Raw genomic sequence first — 19,036 nt, forward strand, 5'->3', positions numbered from 1 at the left:
GGGCGGGGGTGTCCCGCCGGCCAGCGCGGCGGCGGCGCGGCGGGCGAGTTCGGCGACGAGTCCGGCTTTCCAGGCGCCCCAGGCGGCGGGGCCGGTGGCGTTGCCGTCGGCGATCGCGAGGGCGGCGAGGAGGTCGATGATCTCGCGTTCGCGGCCGGGCACCCCGGAGACGGCGGCGGTGACGGTCTGGACGGTCACCGGGTCGTCGATGTCGCGGCGGGTCGCCGTCTCGGGAAGCAGCAGGTGGTGGCGGACGAGCGTCTCCAGGACGCGGACGTCGTCCTCGGTGAATCCGAGGCGGGCGCCGATGTCGCGGGCGACGACGGCGCCGGTGGTGGAGTGGTCGCCGGGCCAGCCCTTGCCGATGTCGTGCAGGAGGGCGCCGACGAGGAGCAGGTCGGGCCGGGCGACCTCGCGGGTGAGGGCGGCGGCGCCCGCGGCGGCCTCCACGAGGTGGCGGTCCACGGTGAACCGGTGGACGGGGTTGCGCTGCGGCCGGTTCCGGACACGTTCCCAGTCGGGCAGCAGCCGGACGATGAGCCCGGCTTGGTCGAGCGCCTCCCAGACGCCGATGGCGGCGGGTCCGGCGCCGACCAGGGACACGAGGGCGTCCCGGGCGCCGGCGGACCAGGGCGGCCGCGGCAGGACGGCGCGCTCGGCGAGCCGGTCGACGGTGGCGGGGGCCAGCGGCAGGCCGGCCTGGGCGGCGGCCGCGGCGACGCGGAGGACGAGCGCGGGGTCGTTCAGGTCGGCGTTCCGCGCCAGGACGACCTCGCCCTCGTGTTCGACGGCGCCGTCCCCGACCGGGCGCCGCTCCACGCCCCGCCGGTCCGCGCCGGGAGAGGCGGAAGCGGACGGGGCGGCGGGGCGCCGGGCGCGGGACGTGGTGAAACGGTCCACGCGGCGCCACAGATGCGAGGCGGCGTAGGTGATCGCGCGGGCCGCCTCCGCGATCGAGCGCTGCAGGACGTCCGCGTCCAGCAGCCCGAGTGCGCGGGCGACCGCCTCCTGCTCCTGCAGGACGAGACGGTCGGTGGACCGTCCCGTGACGTCGTGCAGCGCGTGCCGGATGTCGAGCAGCAGGTCATGGGCCTCCCGGACCCGCCCGCCGGGCGCGGACGCCACCCAGGACGCGGCGACGGCGTGCATGACGTGCACATCGCGGAGCCCGCCGCGCGCCTCCTTGAGGTCGGGTTCCAGGAGGAAGGCCAGTTCGCCCTGGGTGTCCCAGCGTTCGCGGCACATCGAAGACAGTTCGCCCAGCCGGGCCGGGGCGTCGGCCCGCCAGTCGGCGAGGACGGCGGCGCGCAGCTCGTCAGCGAGCGCGCGGTCGCCCGCGATCCGGCGTGCGGACAGCAGCCCGAGTGCCGCCTTCATGTCGCCGCGCGCCACCGTCCGGGCCTCGTGGACGGTCCGGACCGAGTGGTCGAGGCGCAGTCCCGAGTCCCAGACCGGGTACCAGATCCGGTCGGCGATCCCGGCGACGTCGGCCCGGCCGCGGTGCAGCAGGACGAGGTCGAGGTCGCCGCCGGGCGTCAGTTCGCGGCGGGCGTGGCTGCCGACCGCGACGAGCGCCACGTCCTCGGGGACTTGGCCGTCCGTGAGGAGCGACCCAAGCCAGCGGTCCAGTTCCGCGGTGCGAGCGGCCCGCGCCGCCACGAGGACGGAACGGGCCGCATCGGCCGTTGCGAGGGACACGGGAGGCCTAGAGGGCTTCCGGGCCGGTCTCGCCGGTGCGGACGCGGACGACGGTGTCGACCGGGACCGCCCAGACCTTGCCGTCGCCGATCTTGTCGGTGCGGGCCGCCTTGACGATGACGTCGATGATGTCGTCGGCGTCCTCGGATTCGACGAGGACCTCGACGCGCAGCTTGGGCACCAGGTCGACCTGGTACTCGGCGCCGCGGTAGACCTCGGTGTGGCCCTTCTGCCGGCCGTAGCCGCTGGCCTCGCTGACGGTCAGGCCCTTGACCCCGAAGGTCTCCAGGGCCTTCTTGACCTCGTCCAGTTTGAACGGCTTGATGACCGCCGTGATGAGCTTCATCCCTTACGCCTCCACCTTCTTGGCCGTGTCCTCGGACTTCGCCGCGCCCTCGGCGGGCGCGGCGGCCGCGGCCAGGGTCGCGCCTGAGCCGGTGCCCGCCCGGATGGTGCCGAAGTCGTAGGCGGTCTCGGCGTGCGCCGTGCTGTCGATTCCGGCCGCCTCGTCGTCCTCGGCGACCCGGAAGCCCATGACCAGGTCGATGAGCTTGGCGATCACGTAGGTCACCACGAACGAGTAGGCGAGGGTCGCCAGGACGGCCACCGCCTGCTTGCCGAGCAGCGAGAGGCCGCCGCCGGCGAACAGCCCGTCGGCGCCGCCGTCGTTGACGGCGGTGGTGGCCAGCAGGCCGATCAGCAGGGCGCCGACGATGCCGCCGACCATGTGGACGCCGACCACGTCGAGCGCGTCGTCGTAGCCGAGCTTGTACTTGAGGCTGACCGCGAAGGCGCAGGCCGCGCCGGCGACGATGCCGATGACGATGGCGCCGAGCGGGGTGACGAACGCGCAGGCGGGGGTGATGGCGACCAGGCCGGCGACGATGCCGGACGCGAGGCCGAGCGTGGTGGACGAGCCGTCCCGCAGCTTCTCGACGACGATCCAGGCGAAGGCGGCGGCGCAGGTCGCGGCGAGCGTGTTGATGAACGCGACGCCCGCGACCTCGTTGGCCGCCCCGGCGGAGCCGGCGTTGAACCCGAACCAGCCGAACCACAGCAGACCGGCGCCGAGGAGGACGAACGGCAGGTTGTGCGGGCGCATCGGCTCTTTCGGCCAGCCCTTGCGCCTGCCGAGGACGAGCACGAGGGCGAGTGCCGCGATGCCCGCGTTGATGTGGACGACCGTGCCGCCCGCGAAGTCGAGGGCGCCGAGTTCGAAGATCCAGCCGGCCTTGCCGCCCTCCTCGCCGTCCGACCACCAGACCCAGTGGGCGATGGGGAAGTACACGAGCGTCACCCAGGCCAGGGTGAACACGACCCAGGCTCCGAATTTGGCACGGTCCGCGACCGCCCCGCTGATGAGCGCGACGGTGATGATGGCGAACGTCGCCTGGAAGGCCACGAACACCAGCTGCGGGATGCCGCTGCCGTCGTCGGCGGTGGCCGCCGTCTCCAGGCCGACCAGCCCCCATTCGCTGAACCCGCCGATGAACGAGCTGAGCCCGCCGCCGGAGGTGAAGGCGAGGGACCAGCCGTAGACGACCCACACCATGCCGACCACGGCGATGCTGACGAAGCTCATCATCATCATGTTGAGCACGCTCTTGGCCCGGCTCATGCCTCCGTAGAAGAAGGCCAGGCCCGGTGTCATCAGCAGGACGAGCGCCGCGCTCGTCAGGATCCACGCGGTGTTACCGCTATCGATGTTCATCTCTGAGAGAGTCCCTCCTCGCCAGGGAACGTGACTGCTCAGAGACTCTGGCTCGGCCGTTTCACCTGAGGGGCTCTTACGTTTCCCCGGTGTGAAAACCGACCCCGGTGTGTTTCACCGGTGTTTCCAAAACCTCACATGCCATATTTCGGCATTAATAGTCCGATTTATCAGTCTCCCAGGATGGCGTCGACAAAGGCCTCGGGCTCGAACGGCGCCAGATCGTCCGGCCCCTCCCCCAGCCCGACCAGCTTGACCGGGACGCCCAGCTCGCGCTGCACCTGGACGACGATGCCGCCCTTCGCGGTGCCGTCCAGCTTGGTCAGCACGACGCCGGTGATGTTGACGACCTCGGCGAAGACGCGGGCCTGCTGCATGCCGTTCTGCCCGGTCGTCGCGTCCAGGACGAGCAGGACCTCGTCGACCGTGGCCTGCTTCTCCACGACGCGCTTGACCTTGCCCAGCTCGTCCATCAGCCCGGTCTTGGTGTGCAGGCGGCCTGCGGTGTCGACGATCACCACGTCGACCTTGGTGTCGATGCCCTGCTTGACCGCGTCGAACGCGACGCTGGCGGGGTCGGCGCCCTCCTCCTTGCGGACGACCTGCGCCCCGACCCGGTTCCCCCACGTCTCCAGCTGGTCGGCGGCGGCGGCGCGGAAGGTGTCGGCGGCGCCGAGGAGCACGGTCCTGCCGTCGCCGACGAGGACCCGGCCGAGCTTGCCGCAGGTGGTGGTCTTGCCGGTGCCGTTGACGCCCACGACCATCATCACGGCGGGGCGCTCGCCGGGCGCCTCGGTCCGCAGGGAGCGCTCCAGGTCGGGCCCGATCTGCTTGACGAGCTCCTCCTTGAGCAGCGCGCGCACCTCGTCCACGCTCCGCGTGCCGAGGACCTGCACCCGCGTCCGCAGGTCGTCGGTGACCTGCCTGGCCACGGCGGCGCCCATGTCGGCGGTGATGAGGGTGTCCTCGATCTCCTCCCAGGCGTCGTCGTCGAGCGTCTCGCGCGACAGCAGCCCGAGGAGGGTCTTGCCGAAGGTGTTCTGGGAGCGGGCGAGCCGGGCGCGCAGCCGCACGAGCCGTCCCGCGCCGGGCGGCGGCTTCTCGATCTCGACCGTGGGCCGCGGCGGCGGCACCTCCGTCGGCGGCGCCTTCTCGATGGTGGTGGCGCCGCCCCCCGCCTCATCGGCCTCGGTCGCACCCCCCACCCGTTCCGAGGGACGCTCAGCGGGCTTACGCGGCCTACCGCGACCGGGCCGCAGCAGCATGACGCCGCCGACGATCAGTGCGACGGCGGCCAGCGCGGCGATGACGATCAGATATTCCATAGCGCCCCCAGTTTTCCAGAGACTCCCTACCCCACGGACCAGTCCCCCGGAACCCGCCGAGCGAACCAGAACAACGCGCTGACCTCATCCGCCAACAACCCCCGGCCACCTGAACAGTCGCGACCGCGACCAGCTTTCGAGCCCGCGAGAACCCTGACCACCCAGCGAACCCCAGGAACCAACACCCACCACCCACCGACCCCAGCCACCACAACAACCCCGCAACAACCCCAACAGTCGCGATCGCGTCCGAAGGCAGGTTCGAGCTTGCGAGAACCTGATCGCGCAGCGAGCCCCTAGGGCGAGCCGGAGCGATGCAGCGATCGCACGCAGTGCCCGCCGAAGGAGGGCCCCCAGGGCCCGACGCCAAGGGCAATGCAATTAGCGCGGCAGGGAGGCGCGTTCGGAGTTCTCCCAGTCGTCGACGTTGCGGAGGAGGGCCTCCAGGTAGGAGCGGAGATGGGTGCGGTAGACGTCGCTGTAGGTGCGCAGGTAGGCGATCTCGCGCTCCATCGCGCGGCGCTCGTCGTCCGGCACGGACTCCGTGTGGACGACGGGCGGGGGCGCGGCCTGCTCGGCGTTGCGGACGGCCGCGTCGGCGACCGCGGCGGCCTTGCGATGGGCGTCCTCGAGGAGGTGCTCGGCCCGCCCCTTGGCGTCGGACAGGATCGCCTCCCGGTGCAGCCTGGCCTCGTGGGCCAGTTCGCGCGTGTAGCGTTCGGCGTCCGCCACGTACAGGTCGGCGGTCTGCTGCGCCTGGGAGAGGATCCGGACGGCCTGGAAGTGGGCGTCCTCGGGCGCCATCACGCCGGGCGTGCCCTTGGCCGCCTGGGCGCGCAGCCGGTTGACCTCGTCGGCCAGGGCCGCCTTGTCGCCGAAGATCTGGACGAGTTCCCGCTCGACGTACGCCAGGAAGTTGCGGACCTGTTCCTCGTCGTATCCGCGGCGGCCGAGGGCGGCCCGGGCGAAGACCACAGACTGCAGCTCGCCCGGGGTCAGCCGCGAGCCCGCGGAGACGACGGGAAGGTTGGGGGAGTTCAACGCGCTCACCTCTGTGCGTCTGCGAAGGTTTCCAGCCGGATGCGGTCACGGGGGACGCCGAGCCGCATGAGCTGCTCGACCGTGTGCGCGACCATCGCGGACGGCCCGCACACGTAGGCGTCGTGACCGTCCCAGGGGCCGTGCCTGGCCACGACGTCCGACAGGTTTCCGTGTTCGACGTCGCCGTCGCCGGCCGGAGGCCCCGCCTGGAGACCCGACTGGAGCAGGGCGGAGAAGCCGTGGCCGCCGGACTCGTCCGAGACGGCGGGCACGACGCTGAGCCAGCGGAACTCGCCGGCCAGCTTGGTCAGGTGTTCCAGGTCGTACAGGCCGTCCGTGGTGCGGGCGCCGAAGAACAGGTGCACGCGCGGAGGGACGGAGCGGCGCGAGATCTGCTCCAGGATCGACTTGAGCGGGGCCAGGCCGGTGCTGCCCGCGACGAGGAGGACGTCCCGTCCGGACGCCTCGTCCAGCGTGAGCGTGCCGATGGGGGCGCCCATGCGGACCCGGTCGCCGGTCTCGGTGCCGCGCACCAGGACGGGGCTGACGGGGCCGCCGTCCACCAGCCGGACGTGGAAGTCCACGGTGTGGTCGGGGCGTGGGGCGTTCGCCATCGAGTAGTACCGCCAGTGCCGCAGCCGGGACGGCACCTCCAGCGCGACCGACTGGCCGGGCGTGTAGGGCAGCGGCCGGTCGGGCTGGACGCGCAGGACGCTGATGTCGAACCGGCGCCGCTCGACGGCGATGACCTGGCCGTTCCACCAGGCGGGACTGGTGAGGGCGTTCTCGTCGGCGGCCTCCAGCATGACCTTGGCGACCAGGCTGTAGGCGGCGTTCCAGTCGCCCTCGACGTCCTCGGTCCAGGCCGGGCCGCAGAAGTGCCGCAGGGTCGCCAGGAGGCTGGCGCCGACGTGCGGGTAGTGCTCGGCGACGATGCCGAACCTGCGGTGGTCGCGGCCGAGCTGCTGGAGGAACGGGACGAGGGTGGGCAGGTCGTCGACCTGGGAGACGATGTGCCCGAGGGCGCGCAGCAGCTTGTCGCGCTGGCCGGTCATCCCGATCGGGAACATGTCGCGCAGGTGCGGGTTGCGGACGAAGAGGTCGGAGTAGAAGAAGAGCGCGACCGCGTCACCTTGTTCGGCGACATGGTCGAAGCTGTCCTTCAGGCGCTGTGCGTCCATATCGGATCGGATGGGGCCGCTCAGGAGACGGGCTCGGCCGCGGCCTCCGTCATGACCTTGGCGACGAGGCCGTAGGCGGCCGTCCAGTCGCGTTCGAGGTCGTCGTTCCATTCGGGGCCGCTGAAGTAGGCGAGGGTCGCCAGGAGGCTGGCGCCCACCGGGCCGTAGTGGTCGCCGAGGACGCCGAAGCCGTGGTGCCGCCGGCCGAGGTCCTGCAGGAACGGTACGAGCGCGTCGGTGTCGTCGACGGACGAGACGATCTGGGACAGCGCGGCGAGCAGAACCTCGTGCTGCTTGGCCATCGCCACCGGAAACATCGACCTGAGCTGCGGTTCACGCGCGAAAAGGTCGGCGTAGAAATATTCGGCGACGTCGATGCCGTTGGCGCCCACGAGAGCGAAATTGTTCTTGAGTTTCTGGGAGTCCACGCACATCACCTTCCAGGGCTCTGCGTACCGGACGGTATTTGTCCGGTGAGGGGAAGCCGGAGAGCCACGGTGCCCATGCGTAGTGCATTGGTAAGACCCACACAAGTCCGCCAGCGTGGCCACGGCGTCACGGTCGGTGCGCCCTCGCCCCGTTACCGGCGCAAACGGCCCGTAACCAAGCAGTTATTGGACGGCGAAAATACCGAGGACCACATCCAACTCGTGTCCGAAATGTGAACACTGACCTCTGTAACGCTCCAAGGAGGCCTTGACTGTTATTGCTGTTATATGAAATTCAAGTGAGCCGTTGGCTGACGACCTGGGTGACGCCGTCGCCGCGCATGCTGACGCCGTAGAGGGCGTCCGCGCCTTCCATGGTCCGCTTCTGGTGGGTGATGACGATCAGCTGGGACGCCTCGCGCAGCTCCTCGAACACGGTGAGCAGCCGCTGGGTGTTGGTGTCGTCCAGCGCGGCCTCGACCTCGTCCAGGACGTAGAACGGGGACGGGCGGGCCTTGAAGACGGCGACGAGGAACGCGATGGCGACCAGGGACCGCTCGCCGCCCGACAGCAGCGACAGCCGCTTGACCTTCTTGCCGGGCGGCCGGGCCGCGACCTCGACGCCCGTGGTGAGCATGTCGCCGGGCTCGGTCAGCGACAGGCTGCCCTCCCCGCCGGGGAACAGCCGCGCGAAGATCCGCTCGAACTCGCGGGCGGTGTCGTCGTAGGCGGTGCCGAACACCTCCTGGACGCGGTCGTCCACCTCCTTGACGAGGCCGAGCAGCTCCCGCTGGGTCTTCTTCAGGTCTTCCAGCTGCGAGGTGAGGAACGCGTGCCGTTCCTCCAGCGCGGCGAACTCCTCCAGCGCGAGCGGGTTGACCTTGCCGAGCTGGTTGAGCTGCCGCTCGGCGGTCTTGGCCCGCTTCTCCTGGACGGCACGCTCGTACGGGACGGGCTGCGCGGCCGTACCCGCTTCACCGTCCGAGCCCGCCTCCTGGTCGGGGTCGGGCGGGATGAGCTGGTCGGGCCCGTACTCCGACACCAGCGACTCGACCTCCAGGCCGAACTCCTCCAGGGCCCGCTGCTCGTACTGCTCCAGCCGGAGCCGCTGCTCGGCACGGGCGACCTCGTTCCCGTGCACGACGTTGACCAGGCGTTCGAGCGTCCCGGACAGTTCGCGGACCTGGGTGCGGACGACCTTCAGCTCGGCCTCGCGGGCGGCCTTGGCCTGCTCGGCGGCCTCCCGCCGGCGGACGGCCGCGTCGAGGGAGTGCTCGATGCGCTCCAGGGCCGTCCTCGCGCCCTTGTGGACAGCCTTGGCGATCTTGGCCTGCTCCTCGCGGCGGGCGCGGCGCTGGGCGGCGCGGGAGCGTTCGTCGCGTTCGCGGCGGGCGCCGCGTTCGAGGGCGTCGGCGCGTCCGGCGATGGCCTGGACGCGTTCCTCGGCGGTGCGGACCGACAGCCGCGACTCCATCTCGGCGGTGCGGAGTTCCTGGCAGCGGGCGTTGAGCTCGTCGCGGGCATCGGTGTCGTGCCCGGCCTCGTCGGCGACCTCGGCGGCCTCCTCCGATTCGGCGAGCCGCATCGCGAGCTCTTCGGCCGCCTCGGTATCGCGCTCCAGGGATTCGCCGGCCGCGTCCAGTGACTTGGTGAGCCGCTCCGTCTCGCCCCGGGCGGCGCGGACGTCGGCCTCCAGCCGCGCGGCGCGCTGGGCCTCCTGGGCGGCCTGCGCGTCATGCTCGCGCAAGCGCGCGCGGACGCGGTCAAGCTCGCTCTGCGCCTGGTTGACCCCTGACTGGGCCTCGGTGGCGGCCGCCTCAGCGGCCTCCACGGCCGTCTGCGCGGCCTGCTCGCGTTCTGTGGACGCCGTGAGTTCGTCGGCCGCGGCACCGGCCGCCGTCTCGGCCGCGGCGAGATCCTCGGTGGCCTCGTCCAGCGTCGCGCGCATCTGCAGAAGACTCTGCCCGCCGCCCGCCGCGCCGCCCTGGGCCCAGTGCGCACCGACAAGCTCCCCATCGCGGGTGACGGCCCGCAGGGAAGGCTCGCTGCGGACGAGCGCGGCAGCGGACGCAACGTCGTCCACCACGGCCACATCGCGCAGCAGGTGCTCGACCGCGGAACGCACGGCGTCCGGCACGGTCACGGCGTCGGCCGCGTAGTCGATCCCGGGAAGCCTTCCACCCGCCACGGCCGCTCCCCCGCCGACGAGCAGCCCGGCACGTCCGGCGTCACGGGAGCGCAGCAGCGTCAACGCGGCCTCGGCCGTATCCACCGACCCGACGGCGATGCCCTCGGCCGCGTTGCCGAGCGCGGCGGCGATCGCGGTCTCGTACCCGGGACGGACGTTCAGCAGCGACGCGACCGTCCCCAGAACGCCGTCGAGCGAGCCGTCCGCCCCCGCGGCGAGAAGGGCCTCCCCGCCATCGGCGGCACTGGCCAGCGTCAGATCGAGAGCCTCGATCCGGGCCTGCAGGGCCGCGACCTTCTTCTGCGCGGCCTGGTCCGCCGACCGCGCCGACCCCACCGCAGACCGCGCCTCCTTCAAGGCCCGGCGCGGGCCGTCCACCGCCGCGCGCGCCGACTCCGCGGCGTCCTTCGCCGTGGCGAGCGCCTCCTGGGCCACTTCGTGCTCGGCGGCGAGTTCCGGGTCCTCCACGACCTCGCCCTCGAACGCCTCGAAGTCCGCCTGCGCGGACTCGGCGCGCTGCTCGGCCTCCTCGCGCGCCTCGGCGAGCCGCCCGATCTCCGACCGTCCGGCCGCGGCCTTGCTGCGCAGCGCCTCGACCCGCCCGCGCAGCCGGGCCAGCTCCTCCCGCCGGTCGGCCGCGGCGCGCACGGCGGCCTGCAGCCGCCGCTCCTCGGAGGCGAGGGCCTCCTCGGCGCCCGACCGCTCGCCAACGGCCGCGGACAGCGCGTCCTGCGCCTCGTCCAGCGCCTCCCGGAGCATCTCTTCCTGCTCCCGGATCTCGGCGGCCTCGCGTTCCATGTCCTCGGGATCGCGGCCCCGCCGCTCCTCCTCGCGCGCCTCCGCGGCGTTGCGATGCCGCTCGGCCGCCAGGTCGGCGACGCCCCGCAGCCGCTCCTTCAACGCCGAGAGCCGGAACCAGGTGTCCTGTACCTGCGCGAGCTTGGGCGCCTGCTCCGCCTCCTCGGCCTCCAGGACGCCCTCGCGTTCCTGCGCCTCGTTCAGCGCCCGCTCCGTCTCGGTGCGCCGCTCCCGGATCGCGGCCTCGTCGGCGGCCTCCTGCTCCAGCTTCGTCCGCAGCGTGACCAGGTCGTCGGCCAGCAGCCGCAGCCTGGCGTCGCGCAGATCGGCCTGGATGGTGGCGGCCCTGCGCGCGATCTCGGCCTGCTTCCCCAGCGGCTTCAGCTGCCGCCGCAGCTCGCCCGTGAGGTCCTGGACGCGGGTCAGGTTCCCCTGCATCGCGTCCAGTTTGCGGAGCGCCTTCTCCTTGCGCTTGCGGTGCTTCAGGACGCCCGCGGCCTCCTCGATCACCGCGCGGCGCCCCTCGGGCCCCGAGTGCAGGACGCGGTCGAGCTGCCCCTGCCCGATGATGACGTGCATCTCGCGGCCGATGCCCGAGTCCGACAGCAGCTCCTGGATGTCCAGCAGCCGGCACGAGTCGCCGTTGATCGCGTACTCGCTGCTGCCCGAACGGAACATCAGCCGGCTGATCGTGACCTCGGTGTAGTCGATCGGCAGCGCGCCGTCGGAGTTGTCGATCGTCAGCACGACCTCCGCCCGGCCGAGCGGCGCCCGGCTGGCGGTCCCGGCGAAGATGACGTCCTCCATCTTGCCGCCGCGCAGCGACTTGGCGCCCTGCTCCCCCATCACCCAGGCCAGCGCGTCGACGACGTTCGACTTCCCCGACCCGTTCGGCCCGACGACGGCGGTGATGCCCGGCTCGAACTTCAGCGTGGTGGACGACGCGAAGGACTTGAAGCCGCGCAACGTCAGGTTCTTCAAGTACACGCTGGCCTTCCTATTGCAGTGCCCTCGGCGTCAGGCGCCGGGGCGCCTTCCTTCAACGGGCACTGCGGTGCGATCGCTGCATCGCTCCGACTCGCCCTGGGGGCTCGCTGCGCGATCAGGTTTCTCGCAGGCTCGAAACCTGCCTTCGGACGCGATCGCGACGGTTCAGGTCGTCGCGGGGTTGCGGGGACGGCTGAGGTCACCGCGTCGGTTATACACCGGCTGCTTGGACCGTCGGCACGGGACGCGCGGAGGGCGGGGATTCGGGTCACGGCGCTCACGACCCACCGGATACCCCAAATCCCGACAACTGCTGGCCAAGCCACCAATTCCGGACAGCCAGAACCCGCACAAAGGTTTGACCGATTCCTGACGGATCCCCCGTACATCACCCCGAGGGTACACCGCAGACTCGCCAGGGCCCGGTCCTTCGACCATCACGCGCAGTGATCGATCCCGGGCGGCCCGAGCGGGCGGGCCGGAGCCCGGCCAAGCCCGCGAAGGAGGGCGGTGCCGTGAACACGGCAGGGAGCACATAAAACAGGGACGCCGAGTTGCGGCGTCCCTAGTTCACTGAAAGGAAGGCGCTGATCAGGTCAGCGCGGGTTCGCGGTCCTTTACCGCTAGGGACATCACATCGTCGTCCGGCGCCGTCGCGAGCGCGTCGTTCTCTGCCTGAAGCCGTACGAGCTCGGCTTCCAGATCACGTACGCGTTGCTGAAGGCGCCGCATCTCCGCGACCATCCGGGGGTCGGGACCGCCGACGTGGCCGAGTAGAGCCTTCGCCATGACTAAGGGTCCTCCACGCTGAGTAACCAGCAGGGATCGCGCACGAGAATCAGCTGAAGTCGTTGCGCGTATCGTCTAGAGTCGCACCGGCCGGTGTCCTGGTCAAGCCGCACATCACAGGCCGGTAACAACCTTCCTCTACTAGTTTAGCAGGTATAAACCGGAACTCCCTACCCGGTCACCGCTCGTGGAAACCGGGGCCCTGGCCGCGCGGCTCGCTCCACCGGCCGGTCACGCCCGTGACCTTGCCAGGGCGTCCGGGCAGCCCGGCGGGCGCGTCGCCGTCCAGCAGGTCGAGGAGTCTGCGGCACTGCCCGCGCGGTCCTTCCGCCACGACCTCCACGCGCCCGTCGGCGAGGTTGGTGGCGGTGCCGTCGAGGCCGAGTTCCAGCGCCCGCGCCCGCACCCACCAGCGGAACCCGACCCCTTGGACGTGGCCGCGCACCCAGGCGGTGAGCCGCACGTTCTCCTCGTCCATCGCGTCCCCCATCTCGATGCCCGGTGCCTCCCGGTGCCCTAGTACCGTGCCCGGCGAGGACGGGGCTGGCACATGGGGCAGCTGTAGGACGAGCGGTTCATGAACTCGTCCCGGCGGATCGGCGTGCCGCAGCGGCGGCAGGGCTCGTCCCGGCGCCCGTAGGCGTCCAGCGATCGTTCGAAGTAGCCGCTCTCGCCGTTCACGTTGACGTAGAGGCTGTCGAACGAGGTGCCGCCGACGGCCAGGGCGGCCCCCATGACGTCCTGTGCGCCCTCCAGGACGCGCGCGGCCTCCGCCCGGGTCATCGTCTCGGTGGGCCGCGCCCAGTGGAGCCTGGCCCGCCACAGCGCCTCGTCGGCGTAGATGTTGCCGACCCCGCTGATCAGCGACTGGTCGAGCAGGGCCCGCTTGATCCCGGTCTTGCGGCGGCGCAGGGCGCGGAAGAACACCTCGGGGTCGAAGGCGTCCTCCAGCGGGTCGGCGGCGATGTGCATGATCGGTTCGGGGACGAGCCCCGGGCCGGCCGAGCCGCCGATCACGTCCGGCACCAGGTCGGCGACCATGAGATGCCCGAACGTCCGCTGGTCGACGAAGCGCAGGTCGTGGCCCCCGTCGTCGAAGCCGATCCGGACCCGCAGGTGCTTCTCGCGTTCCCTGTCCGGTTCGCCGACGAGCAGCTGGCCGCTCATACCGAGGTGCGCCAGGAGCGCCTCTCCGGGCGTCTCGTCCTTGCCCGCGGTCAGCGGCAGCCACATGTACTTGCCGCGGCGGCGGGGCGCGCGGACGGTGCGGCCGGCGAGCCGTCCGGCGAAGTCGGCCGGGCCGGGCTCGTGGCGGCGCACCGACCGCGGGTGCAGCACCTCGGCGGACGCGATCGTGCGCCCGGCCGTCCAGCGGTCCAGGCCGCGCCGGACGACCTCGACCTCGGGAAGCTCAGGCACCGGCCTGGGCCGCCTGTCCGGCCTGCTCCTGACCGGCCTGCTCCTGACCGGCCTGCTCCTGACCGGCCGCGCGAACCTGCTCGGCCTGCTCGGCGGCCTCCCGCTCCACGACGATCCGGCGGATCTCGTTCCAGGCGGCCTCGGCGGCGTTCTGCTCCGCCTCCTTCTTGCTGCGGCCCTCGCCCGCCCCGTACGTCGTCCCGCCGACCCGGACCGAGGCGCGGAACGTCTTCTGGTGGTCGGGGCCGCTCTCGGCGACGTGGTACTCGGGGACGCCGAGTTCCTCGACCGCGGTGAGCTCCTGCAGCGAGGTCTTCCAGTCCAGCCCGGCGCCGAGACCCGCCGAGCGGGCGATCAACCCGTCGAAGAGCCGGTGGACCAGGGCGGACGCCTCCTCCAGGCCGCGGTCGAGGTAGACCGCGCCGATCAGCGCCTCCAGGGTGTCGGCGAGTATCGACGCCTTGTCGCGGCCTCCCGTGCCCTCCTCGCCGCGGCCGAGCCGGATGTGGCCGCCGACGTCGAGGCCCCGGGCGACGCCCGCGAGGGCCCGCATGTTGACCACGGCGGCGCGCAGCTTGGCCAGCTGCCCCTCGGGCAGGTCGGGGTGGCCCCGGAAGAGGGTGTCGGTGACGACGAGGCCCAGCACCGAGTCGCCGAGGAACTCCAGGCGCTCGTTGGTGGGGAGCCCGCCGTTCTCGTAGGCGTAGGAACGGTGGGTGAGTGCGCGTTCGAGCAGTTCGTCGCCGACGGCGACGCCGAGCGCGCCGGTCAGTTCCGCGCGATCCGGCGCGGGGTCGCTCTTCTTGCCGCTCACAAGGCCCTCCTCGGAGGCCGTGCACCGCGCATGGCGCGGTCGCGTCTGTGGGCGCGCGGCCGGAAGGGCCGGGGCGGCGAGGACGCACGGCGGGAGGGTCCGCGAAGACGAGGTGCGCGCCGGTCGGTTGTCCCGGCGTGCACCACGGCTCCGGGCGCAGTCTCCGCGCCGGTCACCACGCCGACGTCACGCGCCGGGTGGTCGGGGTGCCTGTCCTGCGCACCGCAGGGGGCGGGCCGCGCCTTCCGCGCGGATCCGCCCCCGGGTCGCAAGAGTCAGGCCGACGGGGCGATGACCTGCCGCCGGTCGTAGGTGCCGCACGTCGCGCACGCGGTGTGGGGCAGCTTGTGGTCGCGGCACATCGGGCACTCGACCAGGTTCGGCGCCGTGGCCTTCCACTGCGCACGCCGGTGCCGCGTGTTGCTGCGCGACTTCTTCCGCTTGGGGACGGCCACGTCAGCCCTCCTGCTTTCCTTCTCGTCGGTCGGATGTACCACGGGGGCCTGAGCTCCCGTTCCCCCGTCGGGGGGGATCCGGCGCCAGGTCGCCGGTGAGATCCTGCAGCGCCGCCCATCGAGGGTCGGCGACGTCGTGGCGGTGGCCGGGTCCGGCGTCCGCCAGCCGTACACCGCAGTCCGCGCACAGGCCCGGACAGTCCTCCCGGCACAGCGGGGACAGCGGCAGCGCGAGCACCACCGCGTCCCGCAGGACGGGTTCGAGGTCGATCAGATCGCCCTCTAGGCGGAGTTCGTCGTCCTCGGCGTTCCCGCCGGAGCGGGTGTCGTCGTAGACGAAGAGTTCCTGGAAGTCCGCCTCGAAGGACGAGGCGATCGGGTCGAGGCAGCGGGAGCACTCCCCCTTGAGGGGGACCGTCGCCGTGCCGGTGACGAGCACCCCTTCGAGTACCGCTTCGAGCCGGATGTCCAGCTCGATCGCGGCGCCCTCGGGGACGCCCACCATCTCGACGCCGAAATTCTCCGGTGCCGGCACGGACAGGCGCTCCTCCCGCGACGACCCGGGTTGCCTGCTCAGCGCTCGTGTGTCGAGCACGAGTGGGGCGTTGGGGTCGAGGCGTGTCAGTGGCTTCCTGCTTTCGTGAGGCATGGGAATGACGGCCGCGGGTGATGGCCGATGTCCCAGGATACCGAAGACCGGCGCTTGCCCCAACTCGCGGCCCCCTCACCAGGGACGGGCCTCCGGCACCGCTCTCCCACCTCGCGGCGGAGGGAGGCTCACGCTTCTCTGAGCCGCTCCACCAGCCGGTCGTGGACGATGTCGGGGACGAGTCCGGAGATGTCGCCACCGAACTTCACGACCTCTTTCATCAGGCTCGACGAAAGGAACGCGTATTCGGGGTTCGTCGCCATGAAAAGCGTCTCCACACCCGCGATTCGGTGGTTCATCTGAGCCATCTGCAACTCGTACTCGTAGTCGCTGACGGCCCGGAGCCCGCGGACGATCACCGGGATGTCCTGCTCCTTGCAGTAGTCGACGGTGAGCCCGTAGAAGGTGTCCACGCGGATGTTGCCGTACTCCTTGGTGACCTCGGAGATCATGCCGGCGCGTTCGTCCACGGTGAACAGGCTCTTCTTGTTCTTGTTGATCAGCACGGCGACGACCACCTCGTCATACAGACGGGAGGCGCGGCTGATGATGTCGAGATGCCCGTTGGTTACGGGGTCGAACGATCCCGGACAGACGACACGGCGCACGGCGCGAACCCCTTCGGTCCCGGTTTTGACCTGCGGCGTGAACGTACCAAATCGCGTTCGGTCCCCCTTCACCCGGGCTCCGCACGGCGCGGGCACGGACCGCCGCACGGGACCGCAGGGCGGGACCGCAGGGCGGGCTCAGCCGGCCAGCGCGTCGATGATCCTGGCGGCGATGGGGCCGGACTCGATGCCGTAGCCGGACGCCTCGGTCATCACCGCGACCGCGTACTCCGGGTCCTCGCGCGGGCCGAATCCGATGAACCAGCGGTCGTTGTAGGGGGCGTCCGCGACGTCCGCGGTCCCCGTCTTGCCGCCGAGGACGGACGTGCCCTTCAGCGACTTCCCGGTGCCCCTCTCGACGACGGCCTCCATCATGTTCCGCATCTGCTCCGCCTGCTCCGAACTCAGCGCCCGGGACATCCGGCCGGGTGAGATGTCGTCCACCGTCCTGCCTCCCGGGGCGCGCAGCCTGTCGATGAGATGCGGCCGCATCACCACCCCCTCGTTGAGGACTCCGGCGGCGACCATGGCCATCTGAAGCGGAGTCGCGACCGTGCTGCCCTGACCGATGGAGGCGAGCGCGCTCAGCGCCGCTTCACCGGTCTCCGGGAACGAACTGGCGGCGCTCAGCACGCCGTCGGCGTACTCGATCCGGTCACCGAACCCGAAATCGGCGGCCTTCTGGAGGACGGCGTCGTTGCCGGGCTCCTCCGCGCCCATGTAGGCGAACGTGGTGTTGCAGGACTGCGCGAACGCCTCGATGAGCGGGATCCGGCCCAGGTCGCACGAGCCCCCGATGTCGCCCGCGTCGTTGTTGATCGCCTGCCCGGCCCCCGGCGGCCGGTAGCTGCGCCCCGCCTTGACCCGGGCATCCGCGGTCGCTCCGGCCTCCAGCGCGGCGGCCGCGACCACGGCCTTGAACGTCGATCCCGGCGGGAACAGCTCCTTGGTGGCCTTGTTGAGCAGCGGCTTGAGCGGCTGGTCGTTGAGCCGGCCGAACGCCGCGGTCGCGGCCTCCCCGTCGAGGGTGGACACCTCGTTCGGGTCGTAGGAGGGCGTGGACGCCATCACCAGGACGGCGCCCGAGTCGGCGTCGATGGCGACGGCCGCGGCCCGCCGCACGCCGGCGCCCGCGAGCGCCTCGTAGGCGGCGCGCTGGGCGCCGACGTCGATGGTGGCCTCGACGGTCCCGCCGGGAACGTGCTTGCCGATGATCTTGTCGATGAGATTGGACGTGGCGAGGCGGTCGTCGGTCCCGTCCAGGAAGTGGTTCGCGGCCTCCTCCAGGCCGGTCTGGGAGTACACGGAGAAGTAGCCGGTCACCGGCGCGAAGACCGGGCCGTCCCGGTAGCGGCGCCGGTAGCGGTCATCGTCGGTCTTCTCCGACCAGGCGAGGCGCTCGCCGTCCGCCACGATGGGCCCCCGGTCGATCTTGAAGCGGTCGTCGAGCCGGCGGGCGTTGTCGGAATCGTCTCGAAGCTCCTGCGCCTCGAATCCCTGCACGTAGGTGATGTTCGCCATGAGCGCGACGACCATCACGAGCGTGATGACCCAGGTTCGTGCCAGCGCGCGGTCGGTCCCGGGCTTCATGCCGATGCTTTTACCCGAAGTTCTTCATGTCAACGGCCGGTGGCGCGCCCGTACCAGAACACCGCCTCCCCGTAGCGCCGGTCCCGCTCGGCCTCGAAGCCGTCCGGCCACCTCAGCGCCGGGCCGCGCGCGGCGCGTTCCACGACGACCAGCGCGTCCTGGGAGGTCCACCGCTGGTCGCGCAGGCCCTCCAGCAGGGTGGTGACGGACGCGTCCGGCACCGTGTACGGCGGATCCGCGAAGATCAGGTCGTACGGCTCGTCCGGCGGCGTGCGGACGAGCCGCTCCACCCTGTCCGCGCGCGAGACGGCCCCGGGCAGCCCGAGAGCCTCGGCGTTCTGCCGGACCACCTTCATCGCGCGCGGATGCGACTCGACGAGCAGCGCGTGCGCGGCGCCCCGGGAGAGCGCCTCGAGACCGACCGCCCCGGAGCCCGCGTACAGGTCGGCGACGCGCAGCCCGTCCAGGGGGCCGAGGAGGGCGAGGACCGTGGAGAACAGGCCCTCCCTCGCGCGGTCGCTGGTCGGCCTGGTGTCCCGTCCCGCCGGTACGGCCAGCCGCCGTCCTCCCGCGCTCCCCGCGATGACCCTGGTCATCTCCCCAGTATCCCGGCGGTGCGGCGCGCATGCGCACGCGCACGGTGAGGACGGCGTCCACCCGGCCACATGACCGTCCGGTCAACGGACGGCAAACCGAAAACTACACAACGCACGCAGCGCTCTCTTGTGAATCCCCGACCAAATGATCCGGATCCCGTTCACAGTAACTACTGGTCGTGTAAACGTGCTCGCAGGTTGTGCAACCCGATCCCCTCAGGAGAACTCGTGCATCACGGTAGGAGACTGGCGGTGACGGCCGGCGCGACGGTGCTCGGCATCGCCGCCATGAGCGGCGTATCGCACGCCGAGACCTCCCCGCCCCCTGTCAAGACCAAGCTCGCCGAGTCCAAGGCCGCCGGGCAGGAATCCGACAAGCGCAAGCCCGCCAAGCGCAAGCCCGCCAAGCACGGGTCCAGCAAGAACGGGCCCGCCAAGCAAGGGCCCGCCAAGCAAGGGCAGGGCCCCACGCTCGACCTTCGCTTGGGCGCCACGCTCGACCATGACGAGCGCACCAGGACCACCACCGCGGGCCTCGATCTCGGCGCGGGCGTGAAGACGTCCGAGGGCGAAGCGGGCCTCCGGGTGAAGACCGGTGCGAGCGTGTCCCTGAAGAACGGCAAGGCCGCCGCCGGCGCCGAGGTCGAGGCCAAGGCCCGTTCGTCGGCGGGAAGCGCCGGAGTGAAGCTCAAGACCGGCGCCGAGGTGTCGGGCGGCGGGCAGGGCGGGCCGGTCGTCAGCGCCGGGACCGAACTCGGC

The 19,036-nt window shown here is 71.6% G+C and carries 18 protein-coding genes; 1 reads left to right on the forward strand and 17 read right to left on the reverse strand.

The window, feature by feature from the left end:
• The 17 genes from E1285_RS32690 to rsmD all read right to left on the reverse strand — a co-directional run.
• Positions 1 to 1,698: [protein-PII] uridylyltransferase (locus E1285_RS32690; RefSeq protein ID WP_132158441.1), on the reverse strand; the 1,698-nt coding region annotated here is incomplete at its 3' end.
• 7 nt (positions 1,699 to 1,705) lie between these two features.
• Complete coding sequence (locus E1285_RS32695) at positions 1,706 to 2,044, reverse strand: P-II family nitrogen regulator (RefSeq protein WP_132158442.1); 339 nt, start codon at positions 2,042 to 2,044, stop codon at positions 1,706 to 1,708.
• Between the two features lie 3 nt (positions 2,045 to 2,047).
• On the reverse strand, positions 2,048 to 3,409 hold the full coding sequence (locus tag E1285_RS32700) for an ammonium transporter (protein ID WP_132158443.1): 1,362 nt from the start codon (positions 3,407 to 3,409) through the stop codon (positions 2,048 to 2,050).
• A gap of 170 nt (positions 3,410 to 3,579) precedes the next feature.
• Positions 3,580 to 4,734: a signal recognition particle-docking protein FtsY gene (gene ftsY, locus E1285_RS32705; RefSeq protein ID WP_132158444.1), complete on the reverse strand. Its 1,155-nt coding sequence runs from the start codon at positions 4,732 to 4,734 to the stop codon at positions 3,580 to 3,582.
• Between the two features lie 381 nt (positions 4,735 to 5,115).
• A complete protein-coding gene (locus tag E1285_RS32710; RefSeq protein WP_165966851.1) occupies positions 5,116 to 5,775 on the reverse strand; it encodes a DivIVA domain-containing protein in 660 nt (219 codons plus the stop codon).
• Between the two features lie 5 nt (positions 5,776 to 5,780).
• Positions 5,781 to 6,956 (reverse strand): globin domain-containing protein, encoded by a 1,176-nt coding sequence (locus tag E1285_RS32715; protein WP_132158446.1) that lies wholly within the window; start codon positions 6,954 to 6,956, stop codon positions 5,781 to 5,783.
• A 20-nt stretch (positions 6,957 to 6,976) separates the two neighbouring features.
• Positions 6,977 to 7,384, reverse strand: a complete 408-nt coding sequence (locus E1285_RS32720; protein ID WP_165966852.1) for a globin domain-containing protein — start codon at positions 7,382 to 7,384, stop codon at positions 6,977 to 6,979.
• A gap of 295 nt (positions 7,385 to 7,679) precedes the next feature.
• Entirely contained in the window at positions 7,680 to 11,357 is a 3,678-nt protein-coding gene (gene smc / locus E1285_RS32725; protein ID WP_132158448.1) for a chromosome segregation protein SMC, read from the reverse strand.
• A 591-nt stretch (positions 11,358 to 11,948) separates the two neighbouring features.
• On the reverse strand, positions 11,949 to 12,146 hold the full coding sequence (locus E1285_RS32730) for a hypothetical protein (RefSeq protein WP_083946295.1): 198 nt from the start codon (positions 12,144 to 12,146) through the stop codon (positions 11,949 to 11,951).
• A 178-nt stretch (positions 12,147 to 12,324) separates the two neighbouring features.
• Positions 12,325 to 12,636, reverse strand: coding sequence for an acylphosphatase (locus E1285_RS32735; RefSeq protein WP_132158456.1), 312 nt, complete (start codon positions 12,634 to 12,636; stop codon positions 12,325 to 12,327).
• Positions 12,637 to 12,662: 26 nt separating this feature from the next.
• Positions 12,663 to 13,565 (reverse strand): bifunctional DNA-formamidopyrimidine glycosylase/DNA-(apurinic or apyrimidinic site) lyase, encoded by a 903-nt coding sequence (gene mutM, locus E1285_RS32740; protein ID WP_132158449.1) that lies wholly within the window; start codon positions 13,563 to 13,565, stop codon positions 12,663 to 12,665.
• Positions 13,558 to 14,379: a ribonuclease III gene (gene rnc / locus E1285_RS32745; protein ID WP_132158450.1), complete on the reverse strand. Its 822-nt coding sequence runs from the start codon at positions 14,377 to 14,379 to the stop codon at positions 13,558 to 13,560. Before rnc ends, mutM begins: the two co-directional genes overlap by 8 nt.
• A gap of 275 nt (positions 14,380 to 14,654) precedes the next feature.
• Positions 14,655 to 14,834: a 50S ribosomal protein L32 gene (rpmF, locus tag E1285_RS32750; RefSeq protein ID WP_132158451.1), complete on the reverse strand. Its 180-nt coding sequence runs from the start codon at positions 14,832 to 14,834 to the stop codon at positions 14,655 to 14,657.
• 1 nt (position 14,835) lies between these two features.
• The gene (locus E1285_RS32755) at positions 14,836 to 15,483 is read right to left on the reverse strand and encodes a YceD family protein (RefSeq protein WP_132158452.1); all 648 of its coding nucleotides are present in this window, start codon (positions 15,481 to 15,483) and stop codon (positions 14,836 to 14,838) included.
• Positions 15,484 to 15,611: 128 nt separating this feature from the next.
• Positions 15,612 to 16,091, reverse strand: a complete 480-nt coding sequence (gene coaD, locus E1285_RS32760) for a pantetheine-phosphate adenylyltransferase (RefSeq protein ID WP_132158453.1) — start codon at positions 16,089 to 16,091, stop codon at positions 15,612 to 15,614.
• 138 nt (positions 16,092 to 16,229) lie between these two features.
• Positions 16,230 to 17,681, reverse strand: a complete 1,452-nt coding sequence (locus tag E1285_RS32765) for a penicillin-binding transpeptidase domain-containing protein (protein WP_132158454.1) — start codon at positions 17,679 to 17,681, stop codon at positions 16,230 to 16,232.
• Positions 17,682 to 17,710: 29 nt separating this feature from the next.
• Positions 17,711 to 18,277 carry a 16S rRNA (guanine(966)-N(2))-methyltransferase RsmD gene (gene rsmD / locus E1285_RS32770; protein WP_132158455.1) on the reverse strand — a complete coding sequence of 189 codons (567 nt, stop codon included), beginning with the start codon at positions 18,275 to 18,277 and terminating at the stop codon, positions 17,711 to 17,713.
• A 252-nt stretch (positions 18,278 to 18,529) separates the two neighbouring features.
• On the opposite strand from rsmD, the gene E1285_RS32775 reads away from it, so the two are divergent.
• Positions 18,530 to 19,036, forward strand: a 507-nt coding sequence (locus E1285_RS32775) for a hypothetical protein (RefSeq protein ID WP_207946984.1), incomplete at its 3' end; no start/stop codon positions are given.

Origin of the sequence: Actinomadura sp. 7K507 (assembly GCF_004348425.1) — a bacterium.
In the GTDB taxonomy this organism is placed as follows: Bacteria; Actinomycetota; Actinomycetes; order Streptosporangiales; family Streptosporangiaceae; genus Spirillospora.